The organism is Sphingomonas glacialis, assembly GCF_006439055.1.
Lineage (GTDB): Bacteria > Pseudomonadota > Alphaproteobacteria > Sphingomonadales > Sphingomonadaceae > Sphingomonas > Sphingomonas glacialis_A.
The window spans coordinates 216,811-234,455 of sequence record NZ_RCZC01000002.1 but is presented as its reverse complement, the minus strand read 5'-3'; the positions used below and the strand labels follow the sequence as shown (position 1 = coordinate 234,455).

Annotated in this window: 16 protein-coding genes; 7 read left to right on the top strand and 9 right to left on the bottom strand. The window is 66.9% G+C overall.

Translation table 11 applies throughout. The annotated features are described in order from the left end of the window. Positions 1 to 12: 12 nt before the first annotated feature. The 3 genes from EAH76_RS04915 (at position 13) to EAH76_RS04905 (ending at position 3,445) form a co-directional block, all read left to right on the top strand. On the top strand, positions 13 to 1,281 hold the full coding sequence (locus EAH76_RS04915) for an MFS transporter (RefSeq protein WP_241659561.1): 1,269 nt from the start codon (positions 13 to 15) through the stop codon (positions 1,279 to 1,281). Positions 1,282 to 1,348: 67 nt separating this feature from the next. Further along, positions 1,349 to 2,455, top strand: a complete 1,107-nt coding sequence (locus EAH76_RS04910) for an S-(hydroxymethyl)glutathione dehydrogenase/class III alcohol dehydrogenase (RefSeq protein ID WP_140848795.1) — start codon at positions 1,349 to 1,351, stop codon at positions 2,453 to 2,455. Positions 2,456 to 2,596: 141 nt separating this feature from the next. Then, a complete protein-coding gene (locus EAH76_RS04905) occupies positions 2,597 to 3,445 on the top strand; it encodes a GGDEF domain-containing protein (RefSeq protein WP_140848793.1) in 849 nt (282 codons plus the stop codon). A gap of 17 nt (positions 3,446 to 3,462) precedes the next feature. Here the strand turns inward: EAH76_RS04905 and EAH76_RS04900 are convergent, their stop codons facing one another. Continuing rightward, on the bottom strand, positions 3,463 to 4,266 hold the full coding sequence (locus EAH76_RS04900) for a universal stress protein (RefSeq protein ID WP_140848792.1): 804 nt from the start codon (positions 4,264 to 4,266) through the stop codon (positions 3,463 to 3,465). 85 nt (positions 4,267 to 4,351) lie between these two features. Continuing rightward, positions 4,352 to 5,695, bottom strand: a complete 1,344-nt coding sequence (gene hemN / locus EAH76_RS04895; RefSeq protein WP_140848790.1) for an oxygen-independent coproporphyrinogen III oxidase — start codon at positions 5,693 to 5,695, stop codon at positions 4,352 to 4,354. A 137-nt stretch (positions 5,696 to 5,832) separates the two neighbouring features. On the opposite strand from hemN, the gene EAH76_RS04890 reads away from it, so the two are divergent. Together EAH76_RS04890 and EAH76_RS04885 are read left to right on the top strand one after the other, a co-directional pair. Then, entirely contained in the window at positions 5,833 to 6,495 is a 663-nt protein-coding gene (locus tag EAH76_RS04890; RefSeq protein WP_140848788.1) for an OmpW/AlkL family protein, read from the top strand. Positions 6,496 to 6,545: 50 nt separating this feature from the next. Beyond that, a complete protein-coding gene (locus EAH76_RS04885; protein ID WP_140848786.1) occupies positions 6,546 to 7,052 on the top strand; it encodes a hemerythrin domain-containing protein in 507 nt (168 codons plus the stop codon). 3 nt (positions 7,053 to 7,055) lie between these two features. On the opposite strand, the gene EAH76_RS04880 is transcribed toward EAH76_RS04885, so the two are convergent. The 4 genes from EAH76_RS04880 to EAH76_RS04865 form a co-directional block, all read right to left on the bottom strand. Next, positions 7,056 to 7,763, bottom strand: coding sequence for a Crp/Fnr family transcriptional regulator (locus EAH76_RS04880; RefSeq protein WP_140848784.1), 708 nt, complete (start codon positions 7,761 to 7,763; stop codon positions 7,056 to 7,058). 280 nt (positions 7,764 to 8,043) lie between these two features. Next, complete coding sequence (gene cydX / locus EAH76_RS04875; RefSeq protein ID WP_140848782.1) at positions 8,044 to 8,163, bottom strand: cytochrome bd-I oxidase subunit CydX; 120 nt, start codon at positions 8,161 to 8,163, stop codon at positions 8,044 to 8,046. A gap of 18 nt (positions 8,164 to 8,181) precedes the next feature. Continuing rightward, the gene (cydB, locus tag EAH76_RS04870; protein WP_140848780.1) at positions 8,182 to 9,324 is read right to left on the bottom strand and encodes a cytochrome d ubiquinol oxidase subunit II; all 1,143 of its coding nucleotides are present in this window, start codon (positions 9,322 to 9,324) and stop codon (positions 8,182 to 8,184) included. Between the two features lie 16 nt (positions 9,325 to 9,340). Next, the gene (locus EAH76_RS04865; RefSeq protein ID WP_140848778.1) at positions 9,341 to 10,912 is read right to left on the bottom strand and encodes a cytochrome ubiquinol oxidase subunit I; all 1,572 of its coding nucleotides are present in this window, start codon (positions 10,910 to 10,912) and stop codon (positions 9,341 to 9,343) included. A gap of 98 nt (positions 10,913 to 11,010) precedes the next feature. Here EAH76_RS04865 and EAH76_RS04860 point away from each other — a divergent pair, with 98 nt between their 5' ends. Then, positions 11,011 to 12,381 (top strand): APC family permease, encoded by a 1,371-nt coding sequence (locus tag EAH76_RS04860; protein ID WP_347233102.1) that lies wholly within the window; start codon positions 11,011 to 11,013, stop codon positions 12,379 to 12,381. 13 nt (positions 12,382 to 12,394) lie between these two features. On the opposite strand, the gene EAH76_RS04855 is transcribed toward EAH76_RS04860, so the two are convergent. Both EAH76_RS04855 and EAH76_RS04850 read right to left on the bottom strand, forming a co-directional pair. Beyond that, the gene (locus EAH76_RS04855) at positions 12,395 to 14,002 is read right to left on the bottom strand and encodes a phytoene desaturase family protein (protein WP_140848774.1); all 1,608 of its coding nucleotides are present in this window, start codon (positions 14,000 to 14,002) and stop codon (positions 12,395 to 12,397) included. Positions 14,003 to 14,179: 177 nt separating this feature from the next. Then, a complete protein-coding gene (locus EAH76_RS04850) occupies positions 14,180 to 15,343 on the bottom strand; it encodes an aromatic ring-hydroxylating oxygenase subunit alpha (protein WP_140848772.1) in 1,164 nt (387 codons plus the stop codon). Between the two features lie 47 nt (positions 15,344 to 15,390). Between EAH76_RS04850 and EAH76_RS04845 the strand changes: the two genes are divergently transcribed. Then, positions 15,391 to 16,002, top strand: coding sequence for a TetR family transcriptional regulator C-terminal domain-containing protein (locus EAH76_RS04845; RefSeq protein ID WP_140848770.1), 612 nt, complete (start codon positions 15,391 to 15,393; stop codon positions 16,000 to 16,002). Here EAH76_RS04845 and EAH76_RS04840 read toward each other — a convergent pair. Then, the gene (locus EAH76_RS04840; RefSeq protein WP_140848768.1) at positions 15,969 to 17,354 is read right to left on the bottom strand and encodes a M20/M25/M40 family metallo-hydrolase; all 1,386 of its coding nucleotides are present in this window, start codon (positions 17,352 to 17,354) and stop codon (positions 15,969 to 15,971) included. The two genes, EAH76_RS04845 and EAH76_RS04840, sit on opposite strands and share 34 nt — an antisense overlap. Between the last annotated feature and the right edge of the window lie 291 nt (positions 17,355 to 17,645).

Sequence of the window (17,645 nt, the reverse complement as noted above, 5' to 3'; positions counted from 1 at the left end):
GACAAGCGGGCGATGGCCTCGCCCGATTTTTCGCTGCTCACCAAGCGCCGCTTCGCGCCGTTGTTCGTCGTCCAGTTCCTCGGCGCGTTCAACGACAATGTGCTCAAGTTCGCTCTGCTGTTCCTTGCCAATTTCGGCGCGCACCACACCGCGCTGAGCGGCGAGATGCTGGCGACGGTGTCGACCGGCATCTTCATCCTTCCCTATTTCCTGTTCTCGGCGATCGGCGGGCAGACCGCCGACGCGATCGACAAGCGCATCCTGATCCGCTGGGTGAAGGCCGCCGAGATTGCGATCATGGCGGTTGCCTTGCTCGGCTTCGCGATCGGGTCGATCGCGATCCTGCTCGTCTGCCTGTTCCTGATGGGGCTGCACTCGACGATCTTCGGTCCCGTCAAATACTCGATCCTGCCGCAGCATCTCGGGCATCACGAAATGATGGGCGCGACCGGGCTGATCGAGGCGGGGACCTTCCTTGCGATCCTCGGTGGGCAGTTGCTCGCCGGCGTGCTGGCGCCGTGGGAGGCGGGGGTGGCGGCGACCGCGCTCGCGTGCGTCGGCTTCCTCGCCAGCCTCGCCATACCGCCCGCACCGCCGAGCGGCCGCCTTCACCACATCGACTGGAACGTCTTCAAGGGAACTGCCGACATCATCCGGACCGCCAGCCGCGACCGCGCGGTGGTCCTGTCGATCCTCGGGATCAGCTGGTTCTTCGCCGCGGGCGCGGTGCTCGTCTCCGAATTCGCGCCGCTGGTGAGCGGCACATTGGGCGGATCGAAGGCGGTGGTGACGTTGTTCCTGCTCGTCTTCTCGACTGCGATCGCGGCGGGCTCGCTGACGGTCAACCGCCTGCTGCGCGGCGAAGTGTCGGCGCGCTACGTCCCGCTATCGGCTGCGTTGATGGGCGCGTGCATGATCGACCTGTGGGCCTCGACGCACGGCTTCCAGGTGCGCGCGGCGGGGCTCGACATCGCGCGCTTCTTTGCCGCGGCGGGGAGCTGGCATATCCTGATCGGGCTCGCCGGGATTTCGTTTGCGGGCGGGATGTTCATCGTGCCGCTCTACGCGATCCTCTCGACCACGACGCCGCCCGCCGAGCGCTCGCGCGTGATCGCTGCGAACAACATCGCCAATTCGCTCGTGACCGTGGTGGTGGTGATCGTCGCGACCGCGATGATCGCGCTCGGCAGCGATGTGCCGGGGGTGATCGGGATGCTCGGCGTGGCGACGCTCGGCGTGGCGCTGCTGCTGCGCGGCATGCCGCGGCGCGACACCGCCTGATCCGGCGGCGGTTGACGCCTCGGGACACCGCCGTAAGGGATTGGCGATCGCCTGAAGGAGTGCCCCCATGAAAACCCGCGCCGCCGTCGCCTTTGCCGCCAAGCAACCGCTCGAGATCGTCGAGCTCGACCTCGAAGGCCCCAAGGCGGGCGAAGTGCTGGTCGAGATCATGGCGACGGGGATCTGCCACACCGACGCCTATACGCTCGACGGGCTCGACAGCGAGGGGCTGTTCCCGAGCGTGCTCGGCCATGAAGGGGCAGGGATCGTGCGCGAGGTCGGGCCGGGCGTCACCTCGGTTAAGCCGGGCGACCATGTCATCCCGCTCTACACCCCCGAGTGCCGCCAATGTAAGTCGTGCCTCAGCGGCAAGACCAACCTGTGCACCGCGATCCGCGCGACGCAAGGCAAGGGGCTGATGCCCGACGGCACCTCGCGCTTTTCGTACAAGGGCGAGACGATCTTCCATTACATGGGCTGCTCGACCTTCTCGAACTTCACCGTGCTGCCCGAGATCGCGGTCGCGAAGATCCGCGAGGACGCGCCGTTCAAGACGAGCTGCTATATCGGCTGCGGCGTGACGACGGGTGTCGGCGCGGTGGTCAACACCGCAAAAGTCCAGGTCGGCGACAACATCATCGTGTTCGGCCTCGGCGGCATCGGTCTCAACGTGCTGCAGGGTGCGCGGATGGCGGGCGCCAACATGATCGTCGGGGTCGACATCAACCCGGACCGCGAGGAATGGGGCCGCAAGTTCGGCATGACGCACTTCGTCAACCCGAAGGACGTCGGCGATCTCGTCGCGCATCTCGTCGCGCTGACCGATGGCGGGGCCGACTATACCTTCGATTGCACCGGCAACACGACGGTGATGCGGCAGGCGCTCGAGGCGTGCCATCGCGGCTGGGGCACCTCGATCATCATCGGCGTCGCCGAGGCGGGCAAGGAGATCAGCACGCGCCCGTTCCAGCTCGTCACCGGGCGCAATTGGCGCGGGACGGCGTTCGGTGGGGCGAAGGGACGCACCGATGTTCCGAAGATCGTCGATTGGTACATGAACGGCAAGATCGAGATCGACCCGATGATCACGCATGTCCTCAGCCTCGAGGAGATCAATAAGGGTTTCGATCTTATGCACGCCGGCGAAAGTATCCGCAGCGTCGTCGTCTATTAAGCGGCCGAAGCGGTTTCGCTGGAACCATCGCGCTGACCCTGGGGTTTGGCGACCGGCCGTCGGTATCGACCGGTTCGTTAACGTTTGGGAAAGCGCAAACCAATAGCGCCGATCTTGGGATGAGGTTGCTTAAGGACGGGCATGCGGTTTTATCAAGCGACGCGATTCCTGTTTCCGCGGAATTTCCAGTTCCGGATGTTCAGCATCTGCTTTGGTGCGGTGCATCTGCCGATCATCGTCTTTTGCGTGGCCGAACTGGCGCTGGCGCGATGGGACTGGCGGCTGTTCACCGCGCTGCTGGTCGCGACCCTGGTCGGCACGGTCTCGGCGATCGCGGCGATTCGCGGGCTGCTCGCCCCGGTCGCGCACGCGACCGCGTTGCTCCAATCGCTGCAACGCGGGGAGCCGGTCTCTGCGGTGCCGTCGGGGGGTGACGATCTGGTCGGCGCCTTGCTCGCCTCGGTCGCTCGCGCATCCGCCGAAACCCATAAGCGGGTCGCACGTCTCGCCGAAGCCGCCGAAAAGGACCTGTTGACGGGGCTCCGCAATCGCCGCGGCTTCATGGACGCGATCGCACCGCTGCTGCGTGAGGAGCGCAATTCGGTCGTCGCGGTGCTCGACCTCGATCATTTCAAGGCGGTCAACGATCGCTACGGCCATGACGAGGGCGATCGCGTGCTGGTCGAGTTCGCCAAGCGGCTGCAGACCGAGCTGCGGCGCTCGGATCTTCCCGCGCGCTGGGGGGGCGAGGAGTTCGCGATCCTGCTGCCCGATACCGCGCTCGACGAGGCGACCGAGATCGTCGAACGGCTGCGCGCCTCGCTGCAGCGCGACGTGATCGGCCGTCGCGGTGGCGACGGGCTGACCTTCTCGTGCGGATTGGCGGTCGTTCGCGAATATGGTTCGCTCGCCTCGGCGATGCGGCGTGCCGACAGTGCCTTGTACGAGGCGAAGCGCGGCGGCCGCGATCGCGTCAAGAGCATGGCGTAACTGCCGCCAGGCACCGCTCAATGCGCGAGGAACAGCGGTAGCGGGCTGTGTGCCAGCAGCGCCCGCGTCGTCCCGCCGAACAGCGCCTCGACGAAGCGCAGATGGCCGAAGCCGCCCATCACGATATAGCCCGCGCCGATCGCCAGTGCCCGCTCGACGATCTGGTCGGCGACGCGGGTCTCGCCGTACGGCTGGTGTTCGACGGTCGCCGGGATACCGTAGCGCGCCAGATAAGCGGCTGCGTCCTCTGCCGGGGCGTCGCTCGCGGCCGCCCCGATCTGGAGGATCGTCACCTGTTCGGCGAAGCCCAACAGCGGGACCGCCGCGCGTAGCGCCGCCGCAGCGAAGACCGATCCGTCCCACGCGATCACTGCGCTGGTGTGGTCGAAACGGGCGAGATCGGGTGGCACTGCGAGCAGCGGTTTGCCAGACTTGATGATCAGCGCGCTGGCTGCACCGCGCATGTCGGGCAGCGGGAAATCGTCGAGCTGGCGGCTGACGACGATCAGATCGGCGCGCTCCGCCGCGCTCCGCAGGCATTGGCCGATCGCGCCGGTCGCCTCGATCCAGTCCCACGCCACGTCTTCGTGCATCAGCCGGAATTCGAGATGCGTCCGATTGGCGCTTTCGCGGGCGACCTCGTCGGCGAGCAACGACGCCGCGCCGATGTCGCCGACATGATCCGAGGCGATCATCGCCGGCAGGATCGCGACGTCCAGGCAGGTGAGATGACCGTCGACCGCGCGGACGATATCGACCGCCGCCTGGAAGCGGGCTTCCTGTCCCGAATCGTCGTGGGCGAGCAGCAGGATGGTCTTCATTTCGGCGTCCTTGGCGGGTGTCGGAGCAAAGGGTAGGACAGGGGCCTGCCGGCCCCCATCGGGATGTCTACGGACGGCGAGCGGCTCATATCGCGCGGCTGAACCGCTGCGCCTGCGGGGCGCGATAGCGATCGAAATATGCGGCGACGATCCGACCATAAGGCCGTCCGGCGGGCAGGAGCGTGAGGCGAGTGCCGCTGATCCGCACCAGGCCGCGCTCCGCGAGTGGCGCGAGATCGGGCAGCGCGGCGGCGAGCGGCGCGACCGGCGTCGCGTGTTGTGCCGCGATCTCGGCCAGATCGACCGTTTCGTCGCACAGCAGCCGCTCGATCACCGCGCCGCGCAGGCGATCGTCGGCCGAGCGGGCGATGCCGCGGACGCCAGCAAGCCCGCCATTGGCGGCACGCAGCCGATAGCGCCCGACATGCTTCTCGTTCTGCACGAGCAGCCCGGCATATTGGCTGATCGCCGACGCGCCGAGCCCGATGATCGCGGTGGCGGTTTCGTCGGTGAAGCCCTGGAAATTACGTCGCAGGCGTCGCTCGGCGGCGGCGTAAGCGAGGCTGTCGTCGGGGCGCGCGAAATGGTCGAACCCGATTGCGCGATACCCCGCCGCGACGAACAGCGCGTTCCCGAGCATCGCCTGCGCGAAGCGGGCCGCGCCGTCCGGCAGGCTCGCCGCATCGATCATCCGTTGGCGCGGCAGGAGCCGCGGCATATGGGCATAGCCGAACAAGGCGACCCGGTCGGGCGCCATCGTCAGCGCGGCGGCGATGGTCGCGGCGACGCCTTCGAGGTCTTGTCCCGGCAGGCCATAGAGCAGGTCGAAATTGATCCGCGCGATCCCCGCGGCGCGGAGCTCGCCGACCACGCGGCGGACGAGATCGAGCGGCTGGTGGCGGTTGATCCGCGCCTGTGTTGCGGCGTCGAAGCTCTGCACGCCGAGGCTGACCCGCGTCACCCCAGCCTGCGCAAGCGCGGCGGCATAGCGCGCGTCGAGCGTGCGCGGATCGAGCTCGGCCGCGATCTCGAGCGTATCGCCACAATCGAAGCGGTCGCGCAGCCGCGCGACGAGCGCGACGAAGTCTGCAGGGTCGAGCGCGTTCGGGCTCCCCCCGCCGAAATGGATCGCGCTCACCCGCCCGCGCAGCGCCGCCGCGACGGTATCGATCTCCTGCTCGAGCGCTGTGCGATAGGCGCTCAACCGGTCGGCGCGACCGATCGCGCCGGTGTTGCATCCGCAATACCAGCAGATCTCGTGGCAATAGGGGATGTGGAGGTAGAGCGAGACCGGTGCTCCCGGCGCGATCGCCGCGAGCGCGGCGCGCTGCTCGGCGGGGCCGACGCCGTCGTGGAATTCCGCCGCGGTCGGGTAACTGGTGTAGCGCGGGACCGATTGGGTCGCGAGATCGGGCAAATAGCTGGGCATGGCGCCGTCCTGCCAAATCGCGCCGCGCGCGCCTTTGACCCAGGTCAAATCGCCGCGCGACCGAGTTTGCGCGGGATCAAAGGGCGTTGCGCCGCGCCGGTCTAGGCCCGGCGCATCGTTTCACCAGGAGAACCCCAATGCGCATCCCCACACTCGCCGCTCCGCTGCTCGGCCTCGCCGCATTGTGCAGCGCCGTGCCGGCCCTCGCGCAGGAAAAGGGCGACGTTCTGGTCCGCGTCCGGGCGATCATGGTCTCGCCCAACGAAAGTTCGGGCGGGGTCCAGCCGAGCTTCCCCTCGGCGCGGATCGGGGTGACCGACAGCTACGCGCCCGAGCTCGATTTCACCTATATGATCAGCGACCATATCGGCACCGAGCTGATCCTCGCCACCACTAAGCACCAGCTGCAAGGGCGTGCGGCCTTGTCGGGCGTCGATCACGTCGCGAGCACCTGGGTGCTGCCACCGACGCTCACCGTGCAATATCATTTCCTGCCGCACGCGAAGATCCGCCCCTATGTCGGGGTCGGGGCGAACTACACGATCTTCTATTCGAGCAAGGCGAGCAGCGCGCTCAAGGCGGCGATCGGCGATACCGATGTCCATCTGAAGAACAGCTTCGGCTATGCGCTGCAGGCGGGGCTCGATTTCGACATCACCAAGCGCGTCTTCGCCAATCTCGACGTCAAATATATCGACATCGACACCAAGGCGCGGCTGACGACCGGCGCGCTGGTCAACCGCGTCAATACGAGCATCGACCCGCTGGTGTTCGGCATCGGGCTCGGCGTCCGGCTATGAGCCCGTCGGGCGCAACGCCGGGCGCGCACGCGGAGCCTTGGACCCACCCTGTGGCGAAGCCGATGCGCTGGCACGTCATCGACGAGATCGACGTGGTGGGACTGGTGTCCGACCACGCCGCGCTCGATCGGTTGTGCGATCGGCTCGAGCAGCATGCCGACTGGTTGCCGCAGCGTCCGTCGCCACGCGAAGCCGACGCGTTGCGCGCCGACCTGCGCGTTGCGCTCGGGCGGCATGTCGTGCGGGAGGAGCGGCTGTTTACGCGGGTGTTCGCCGGCTCGCTGGCGCAGCCGCTGTGCCATACGTTGATCGGGCAGATTACCGCGGGGCACTCCGCCTGTCTCGCGCAGTCCGAAGACATCGTCGCGGCGCTGCAACCCGATGCCGGCGCGACGCTGTGTCCAGAGGCGTTCGGCTATATGCTGCGCTGCTTCTTCCAGGGGTGCCGCCAGGCAATGGCGTTCGAGGAGCTTGCGCTGCTGGCGCTCGCCGGGGATCGCTTGACCCCGGCGGCGCGCGCGGTGCTGACGCAGCGTCTCGCCGCGGGCGCCGGCTGAGGCTTAGTCGAGCCCGGCACAATGACGCAGCGCCGCCGCGTCGCGGATCGTCACGCTGCGCACGCCGGGCAACGCCAACACGCCTGCGTGGCGGAGCTTGGTAAGCTGTCGGCTGACGGTTTCGATCGTCAGCCCGAGCACGTCTGCGATCTGCCCGCGCGTCAGCGGCAGTTCGAAGGTCACGGGCCCACCGGGCAGCGCCTGAAAATCACTGATCCCGCGGGCGCGTTCGGCCATGCTGAGCACGAAGCCCGCCACCTTCTCCGCCGCGGTGTTGCGCGACAGGATCAGCAGCCGCGCACGCGTCGCGTCGAGCGTCGCGAAGGTGCGCTTCAGCAACAACCGTTCCATCTCGCCGTTGGTCGTGAGCATTGCCTCGAAGCGATCGCGCGGGACGACGCACAGTTCGGCATCGGTCAATGCCGACACGGTGAACGGGATCGTGTCGGCATAGAGCCGGCCGATAAAGTCGCTGGGAAAGTGCAGTCCGACGATCTGCTCGCGCCCGTCGCTGGTCGCCGCGCTGAGCTTGAGGACGCCCGACAGCAAGGTCGCGCAGACGAGGCTGTCCGAACCCGCCCACAGCATCGTCTCGCCGCGTGCGACCCGCTGGCGTCGACCGATCCGGTGGAGCTGGCGCAGTGCATCATCGCCGAGGCTGCTGCACAGGCTCGCGTCGCGAACCGCGCAATCGGCGCAGACCGCGCTCATCGCCGCGCACCGGTTCGACGCGGGTCAAAGCTGATGCGTGCCGCGGGGCGCACATTGGCGACCTCACCCTCGATCGGAGATGCGCAATGGCGGAAACGGCTTTCCTGTACCTCGCAGTCGGCGCTGCCCTGGTCTTCCTGCTCGCGGTAGCGGCGGTCGCGATCGACGATGCGCTGCGCGATCGACGGCGCGGTCGCTGAGACCGACCCGCGCTGCCAGCGACAGGGGACCGCGGCCGATCGCTCCGATCGGCCGCGGTCCTTTTTTCTGGAGGGTTGCATCACGCGTGCGGCGTGCCGTCTTCGTCTTCGGGCGGCAGATGGAACTCATGCCACATCCCGTTGAGGATGCCGAAGCCAACCGCGAGGCCAAGCCCCAATACCCAGGTGAAATACCACATCGTTCGGTCCTTTCGCGGTCAGTAGAAATCGGGGTTGGTGGCGACTTCGGCGGTGGTGACGCGGCCCCACATCACCTTGAACGCCCAGCTCGTGTAGAGCAGCACGATCGGCAGCAGGATCGCGGTCACGAACAGCATGATCCCGAGCGTCGTCGGCGTCGAAGACGCGTTCCACACCGTCAGGCTCGAATGCGGATCGATGCTCGAGGGCAGGATATAGGGGAACATCGCAAGCCCGACCGTGGAGATGATCCCGGTGATCGCGAGCGCCGATCCGCCGAATGCGCTTTTCTCAGCGCCGAGCGTAATGCCGAGCAAGGCCAGTACCGCGCCGCTTATGCCGAGCACCGGCGCGACCAGCATCCATGGGTAGAGCCGGTAATTGCCGAGCCACGCGCCCGCGACATGCTCGGTCGTGGTGCGCAGCGGGTTGGACTGGCCGAGCGGATCGGCGGCGGACACCATGTGATAGCCGATATCGCCAAAGGCGACGTAGAGGCCGCCGGCGGCAAACAGCGCGACCGTCAGGATCGCGGCGACGGCGCCGAAGCGCCGCGCGCGCTGGTGGACGGGCCCACCCTGCTCGGTCTTGAAGGTCAGCCAGGTCGCGCCGTGGAGCACGAGCATCGCGACCGACAGCAATCCGCACAACAGGCTGAACGGCGTGAACAGTCCGAGCAGACTGCCCTCGTAGAACGAGCGCAGGTCGCTATCGAGCCGGAACGGCGCGCCCAGCAGGACATTGCCGACCGCGACGCCGAACACGAGCGCAGGAACGAACCCGCCGACGAACAGCGCCCAGTCCCACCGGCTGCGCCAGGCCGCATCGGGGCGCTTCGAGCGATATTTGAAGCCGACCGGACGCAGGATCAGCGCCGCGAGCAACAGGAACATCGCCAGATAGAAGCCCGAAAAGCTCACCGCATAGACGAACGGCCACGCCGCGAAGATCGCGCCCCCACCAGTGATGAACCAGACCTGGTTGCCCTCCCAGGTCGGGCCGACCGAGTTGATCACCATCCGCCGCTCGGCATCGCTGCGCGCGACGAACGGCAACAGCGCGCCCACACCGAGATCGAAGCCATCGGTGACGGCGAAGCCGATCAGCAGGACGCCCATCAGCGTCCACCAGATCAGTCGCAGGATTTCATAGTCGAACATTGTCCGTCCTTTCGATTCAGGCGGCGACGGGGAGAGCGGGGACGATGGCGATCACGGGCGCGGGATCATCGACATGCTCGAACGGCCCCTTGCGGATCGCCCCGATCATCAGCCGCACTTCGATTACCGCGAGCGCGCCGTAGAGCAGCGTGAAGCCGACGATCGTCGTCCAGAGCGCCGTGGTGCTCAGCGTAGAGGTGGCGAGGAAGGTCGGCAGCACGCCGTCGATCGCCCAGGGCTGGCGACCGATTTCGGCGAGCATCCAGCCAAGCTCGATCGCGACCCATGGCAGCGGGATCGAATAGAGCGCGAGGCGCAAGAACCAGCGCGTGCTGTCGTGGCGGCGAAGACTCGCCAGCACGAAGGCGGTTGCGAACAGCGCGATCATGTAGAAGCCGATGAACGCCATCGTCCGGAAGCTCCAGAACATCAAAGGCACGTTGGGGACGACGTCCCACGCCGTCGCGGCGATCAGCCTGGGGCTCGCCTGGCGCGGATCGGCGACATGCGCCTTCAGCAGCAACGCATAGCCGAGGTCGCGCTTATGCGCCTCGAACCGGGCGCGTTCGCGGACGTTGTTCGGATCGGTCTTGAGCTTCTGCACCGCGTCATAGGCGACGACGCCCGAGGTGATCCGCTCCTGTGCCTTGAGCACGAGCTCGGACATGCCGGTGACTTCCTTGTCGAGGCTGCGCGTGGCGATGAGTCCGAGCACCCATGGCACCTCGACCGCATAATGCGTGGTGCGCGCGGCGACGTCGGGCAGGCCGATCAGCGTGATGCCGGCGGGGGCGGGGGCGGTGTGCCAGGCGGCCTCGATCGCGGCGAGCTTCATCTTCTGGTTGTCGGTCAGCGCATAGCCGCTCTCGTCGCCGAGCACGACGACCGACAGCGACGAGGCAAGGCCGAACGCCGCGGCGACCGCCATCGAGCGCTTCGCCACACCGACATATTTGCCACGCAGCAGGTAGAGCGCCGAGATGCCGAGCACGAACACCGAGGCGCAGACATAGCCCGCGCTCACGGTATGGACGAACTTGGCCTGTGCGATCGGGTTGAACAGCACTTCGCCGAAATTGCTGACCTCCATCCGCATCGTTTCGGGATTGAAAGTCGCGCCCGCCGGATTCTGCATCCAGCCATTGGCGACGAGGATCCACAGGGCCGAGAGATTGGTGCCGAGCGCGACCATGAAGGTCACGCCGAGATGCGCGAGCTTCGACAGTTTGGTCCAGCCGAAGACCATCAGCCCGACGAAGGTCGCCTCGAGGAAGAACGCCATCAGCCCTTCGATCGCGAGCGGCGCGCCGAAGATGTCGCCGACATAATGCGAGAAATACGACCAGTTGGTGCCGAACTGGAATTCCATCGTCAGCCCGGTGGCGACGCCGAGCACGAAGTTGATCGCGAACAACTTGCCCCAGAAACGGGTGATGACGCGCCAGATCGGCCGGTCGGTCATCACATAGACCGCCTCCATGATGACGAGCATGAAGCTGAGACCGAGCGTCAGCGGGACGAACAGGAAGTGGTAAAGCGCGGTGAGTGCGAATTGCAGCCGCGACAGGTCGACGACACCCGGATCCATTGTCTATCTCCATCAACGCCGCACAAGCAGCGGTCGCCGGCATCAACCCAAATCGCAGCGCGCCAGATATTGGGGTTTTCCCGTAGGTTCGGCCGTAGATCGTCGTCAAAGCCCTCTCAGACGTCGCGATCGCGCTGAATGCGGCGCACTGGTGTCGGGCTCCGCAACGTGCTCCATTCGTCGATGAAGGGAGCTTCAGCATCGAATCGGAGTCGCGCCGCCCGTTCGGTTTCTGGACCACGACCGCCTTGGTGGTCGGCGGGATGATCGGTTCGGGCATCTTCGTCTTGCCGGCGCAGCTCGCGCCGTATGGCTGGACGAGTATCGCGGCGTGGATCGTCGGTATCGGCGGCGCGATGCTGATCGCCTGGGTGCTCGCGCGGCTGACCGCGGCGATGCCCGACGCGACGGGGGTCGTCGCGATGTCGGCGCATGGGCTCGGGCCGCTGTGCGGCGTGCTGGTCGGGTGGAGCTACTGGATCGGGATCTGGTCGGCCAACGCCATCATCGCGCTCACCGCAGTGCGCTATCTCGCGCAATTCTCGCCGATGATCGGCGCGACGACGCTGGCGCAGGCCCTCTCGGCGACCGTGCTGATCTGGCTGATGACGCTACTCAATCTCGGTGGCGCACGGCTGGCCGGGGCGTTTCAGATCGGCACGACGGTGCTCAAGCTCGTCCCGCTCGGCGCGATCGTGCTGATCCTTGCCGGGATCGTGTGGCAGGGCGGGGCGGGGCGTCCGATCGCGCAGCATCCGGCTTTCGCGTGGCACGGGCTGACGCCTGCGCTGACCTTCGCCTTCTACGCGCTCGTCGGGTTCGAGGCAGCGAGTGTCGCTGCCGAGCGTGTGCGCGATCCGACGCGGACCATCGTGCGCGCGATGCTGGTCGGGCTGGTGCTGACGGGGACGCTGTACCTCGTCGTGTGCACGGGGATCATCTTCGCGCTGCCGACTGCGGCGGTGGCAAACGCGCAGGCGCCGTTCGCCTTGTTCGTATCGACCTATTGGGGCGCCGGGGCGGGGCTCGCCACCGCGGGCTTCGCGGCCGTCGCGGCGATCGGTGCGCTCAACGGCTGGACGCTGGTGCAGGGCGAGGTTCCGCTCGGCATGGCGCGCGCCGGGTTGCTGCCGCGCTGGATCGGCCGGACCAATGCGCGTGATGTGCCCGTCGCGATCCTGCTCGTCTCGAGTACGCTTGCCAGCCTGCTCATCCTGTCGAACGCGACGCGTTCGCTGGGCGGCCTGCTCGACTTCATGCTGCGGTTGACGTCGGCGGCGACGATCTGGCTCTATGTCGGCGCGTGCCTCACGGCGCTGGTGATGCGCGTCGCCCCGATCGCGGCGGCGCTCGGGCTCGCCTTTGCCGCGTGGGCGATGGTGGGCGCGGGGTTCGAGGCGATCGGGCTGAGCCTTGCGCTGATGCTGCCCGCGCTGCCCTTCTATTTCCTGCGCAATCGCCTGACCTGAGCCGGACGCGGCCTCATCCGAACATCCGCCCAACCAGACTTCGGTCGCGCAGGATTTCATGCGCGGCATTGTGCCCCGGTGCGCCGGTGACGCCGCCGCCCGGGTGCGTGCCCGATCCGCACATATAGAGCCCCTTGATCGGCCCGCGATAGTCGCCGTGACCGAGCACCGGCCGCGCCGCCCAGAGCTGGTCGAGCCCCATAGCCCCATGGAAGATGTCGCCGCCGATCAACCCGAACTTGCGCTCGAGGTCGAGCGGCGAATGGATCTGGCGCGCGATCACGCTGGCCTTGAAGTTGGGGGCATGCGCGGTGACGGTGTCGATGATCAGATCGGCCACCTCCTCGCGGGCATCGTCCCAGGAGCGGCCATCCGGCAGCGTCGGCGCGAATTGCTGGCAGAACAGGCTGGCGATGTGCTGGCCGGGCGGTGCGAGGCTGTCGTCGACCGTGGTGGGCAGCTTCATCTCGACGATCGGCTGTTTCGACCAGCCGTGCTGCTGCGCGTCGATAAAGGCCTGGTCCATATAGTCCATGCCGGGGGCGATGATGATCCCGGCGGTATGATGCTCGGCCTTGTCCTTGCCGCGCAGCACGCTGAAATCGGGCAGCTCCGACAGCGCGACGTTCATTCGGAAGGTGCCGCTGCCGGTCTTGAAACCGGCGATCCGACGGTTGAAATCGGCCGGTAGATCGGAGGAATCGACCATCTGGCGATAGAGCAAGGCGGGGCCGACATTGGCCGCGACGGTCTTGGCCGCGACCTCTTCGCCCGACTCGAGGCGTACGCCAGCGACCTTGCCACCCTCGGTCAGCAGCTTGGCGACGGGCGCATCGAGGCTGATCTCCACGCCGGCTTCGAGGCAGGCGTGCGCCATTGCCTGTGTGATCGCACCCATGCCGCCGACCGAATGGCCCCACGCGCCATATTTGCCGTTCACCTCGCCAAAGACATGATGGAGCAGGACATAGGCGCTGCCCGGGGTCGAGACGCCGGCATAGTTTCCGACCACGGCGTCGAACGCGAAGGCCGATTGGACGTGATCGTCCTCGAACCAGCCGCCGAGGAAATCGCGCGCCGATTTGGTGAAGATGTCGAGCAGGTCGCGTTGCTGCTCGATCCCCATCTTCGCGACCGGCCAGCCCTGCGCCGCCCCGGCGAGCAGCGCGCGCAGGCCCCCGCCGACATTGGGCGGGGTCTTGAGCGCGAGATCACGCAGCACTTGCGCGACCTTTTCCAGCGCAGCGTCATAGGCCGGGTAGGCGTCGGCATCCTTCTGGCTGAAGCGCGCGAACTGCGCCTGCGTCCGCGCGGTGCCGCCGCCGAGCGTGAGATAGGTGTCGGGGAAAGGGAAAAAATTGCTGATCGTCCGCTCGATGATGCGAAAGCCGCGGTCGTGCAACTTCATGTCGGCGATCACCTTCGGGCGCAGCAGGCTGACCGTGTAGCTCGCGGTCGAATTCCGGAAGCCGGGGTGGAACTCCTCGGTCACCGCCGCGCCACCGACGACATGGCGGCGCTCGAGGATACGCACCTTGAGCCCCGCCCGCGCGAGGTAGAAGGCGCAGACCAGGCCATTATGGCCACCACCGATGATCACTGCGTCGTAGCGTTTGGTCATTGTGCTCCCGCCTTCTTTTCGACTTCCCCCTCCCGCCTTCGCGGGAGGGGCAGGGAAGGGTCTTCTTCTTCGGCTCCCGCGATTTCCGAAAGAAGACGACCCTCACCGATTACGACTAGGCCCGCCTGAAGAAGGCGGACCAAGTCTGCGTTGCCTCTTCCGCGAGCGGGAGAGGATCTAACGGCGCGACCACCCCGGCGCAGGCGCGCGGTGCAGGCGTGCCTCGGGAATCCGTTCGCGGATCTTCCGCGCGAAGCTGCGCAGACACACCTCGCTCCGCCCGATCGGCCCCGCAGTATAGCTGCGCGATGCCATGCCCTGCTGGACGCGATCGATCAGCCAGGTGTCCTCGGCATTGACGACGCGGTTGATCCGCCAATTGGCATAGCGCACGAGCTTCATCTCGCGGCGATCGTCGGGCAGCGCGAACGCCATTTCGCGCAGCACGCTGGTGGTCGGCGTCAACGGCAGCCATTGCATGAAGTCGATCTGGTCGGCGTAGAGATTGAACGCCATGTTGGGCCACAGCTTGAAATACAGCCACAACCGCTGGTTCGCCTCTGGCAGGTGATCGACGCGCGGCAAATGCGTCTGGTAGAACCGCTCCCACGGATTGTCCGATCGACGGTCGACGATCTGGCCCGACATTTTGTCGACGAACGGCGCCGCCTCGATCGCATAGCTCTTGCCGAACAGCCGCGTCAGCCCGTCATGCGCGACGGGAATGTGGAGGTTGTCCGAATAATTGTCGCCGACATTCTTCCAGTTGACCGCACGCTCGCGCAGCCGGACGGGGGAGAGCGTCTGCATCTCCTCGAAGCGATAGGGCGCGATTTGCGCATCGTACGGCGCCATCATCGCCGCGACCGACGGGCCATCGCCCTCGAGCCGGACGAACACGAAGCCACGCCAGACTTCGAGATCGACCGCGGCAAGACCATGGTCCTCGAGCGCGAGCGCGGGGTAATCACGCCGCATCGGCACGCCCGACAGGCGGCCGTCGGTCTCATAGGTCCAGGCATGGTAGGGACAGACGAATTTCCTTGCACAGCCCGTGGGGCCCTCGACCAGCCGCATCGCGCGATGTCGGCAGACATTGGCAAAACCGCGCACCTTGTGATCGTCGCCGCGCACGACGATCACACTCTCGCCGAGATAGTCGATCGTGTGGAAATCGCCGGGATTCGCCACATCGTTGAGATGGCAGACGATCTGCCACGACGGCCGCAGCACGCGCTCGACCTCGACCGCGTGATATTCGGGGTCGGTGTAGAGCCAGCCGGGCAGGCTCCAGTCGGCATCGGGATCCGGGGCGTCACTCGTCGCGAAGGGGTGCGCCATGCTCGGCTCCGATTGCTTGTTGGACGATCGTATAATAGGCTCGCGGCATGAGCAAGCCTGCTTTCGTTCGCTCCGAACCCGACGTGCGGCGCCAGTCGCTGATCGCGGCGACCGGGCGCGTTCTCGCGCGCGACGGCGCGACGGGTGCATCGGTCCGCGCGATCGCGCTCGAGGCGGGGGTGTCGCCGGGGCTGGTCGGGCACTATTTCGCCGGAATCGATGCGCTGGTCGCCGAGACCTATGCCGCGACCGGGCAGCAGGTGCGCGACGCGCTCGCCGCCGCCGTGGCCGCCGCCGATCCCGACCCACGGTCGCGCGTCGCCGCGTACGTCACGGCGAGCTTTGCCCCGCCGATCGCCGATCGCGGGCTGTTCGCGACGTGGATCGCGTTCTGGAGCCTGTCGGGCAAAAGCCAGATCGCCGCGCAACACGACGCGATCTATCAATCCTATCGCGACGATCTCGCCGCGTTGCTCGCAGAGTGCGGCCTCGCACCCGCCGAACGCCGCCTCGCAGCAATCGCGATCACCGCTCTGGTCGATGGCTTATGGCTCGAACTGTGCCTGTTGCCGGGCGCGTTCACGCCCGACGAGGCGCGCGAACTCGCCGCGCGCCAGCTCGACGGCTATTTCGAGAGATCGGCGAACAGCAGCCGATAGTATCGGATCCCCGGTGCGATCGTCGCCACGGGCACGCGCTCGTTGAGGCCGTGGCTGAAATCGTCCGACGGCTTGATGAAGGTCGGGCTCGCGCCATAGCTCGCGACATTATGCGAGCGGAACCACATGCTGTCGCTCGCACCCGAGGCCATTGCCGGGAAGACCGGCACGCCCGGATAGACCTGACCCATCGCGCGATCGATCGCGGCGATGAAATCACGCCGCATCGGCGAGGCGTCGTTGGGGACCGATCCTTCGGTCACGTCGCTCAGCACCACGCCGGGATCGCCGATCGCGCGGCCGAGTTCGGCCATGATCTCGGCCGGCTTGTGGCCGGGAAAGATCCGGCAATTGATGTTGGCAGTGGCGCGCTGCGGAAGCGCGTTCTCGGCATGGCCGCCGCTGACCAAGGTCGGGACGCAGGTCGTGCCGATCTTGCCGACCGTTGCGGGATTGGCAGTCAGCGTCGCGATCGCGGCCGTGTCGGTCGGATCGGCGACGAACGCCTTCAGCGCGGCGCCGATCACGGGCTCCTCGAACGGCGCGGCCTTGCCGAGCGCCTCGCGCGTCAGCGGGCTGAGCTCGGGCTTGAAGCGATACGCGCCGACCTTTTCGAGCGCCTTCGACAGCTCGACGATCGCATTGACCGGCCGCGGCATCGACGAGTGGCCGCCGGGATTGGTGACGGTCAGCCGGAAATCGGCATAGGTCTTTTCCGCGCCGTTCCAGGTCCAATATTTGGGCTTTCCGCTCGCCTCGTCGAGCACGCCGCCGCCGCCATCGATATTGAGCACGATATCGGCGCCCTTGAGGCGCTCGGCGATCACCGCCGAGGTCTTCATCACGGTTTCCTCATCGCCCGAGAATTCGATCACGATCGTGCGGCGTGGCTTGTAGCCGGTGCGCCGCAGGTCGGTCAGCGCGGTGATCGCGATCGTCCCGTCGAGCTTCATGTCGGTCGCGCCGCGGCCGTAGAGATAGCCGTTCTCGACCACCGGGGTGAACGGGTCGCGCTGCCAGTCGGCGGGCTTAGCCTCGACCACGTCCATATGCCCCGAGATCACCAGTGGCTTGAGCGTTGGATCGCTGCCCGGCCAGGTCGCGATGAGATAGGCGGTATCGTCGAGCGGCACGATCTCGACGTCCTTGTCGGCAAAACCGCCCGCGACAAGCGCGCCCTTGTAGAGCGCGGCAACCTGCGGCGTCTGGTTGCCGGGGCCCCGCACCGAGCGCAGCGCGATCGCCTGCTTGGCGAGATCGAGCGCGGCATCCGCCGCCGTGGTCGGCGCGGCGGCGTGGACGCTGCTCGTCAGGATCGCGGTAGACAGCAGGAAAGCAAAGGCAGCGCGCATGCAGAGGTCCTTGGACGAGAGACGCCGCGACCCTAGCGCGCGGTTCAGGCGGCGCAAGCGGTTGCTCTCGGGGGTGCTACCTACGTCAGTTCAGGCCGGTCGCACGCGCACCGTGCGGGCGGATTTGCAGGGGATCGCAGCCGCGTTCTGATCGGCGATGGGGCTCGCGGTGGGCAGTGCGGCCAGAGCTTCCGACGCCGATTGCGCCTGTTCTACGTAGTTTTATCAACTGTCGGCGCCCGCTCGAGAAGGCATGACGCTGATCTCGCGACGCTCGCACCGGGCATCGCT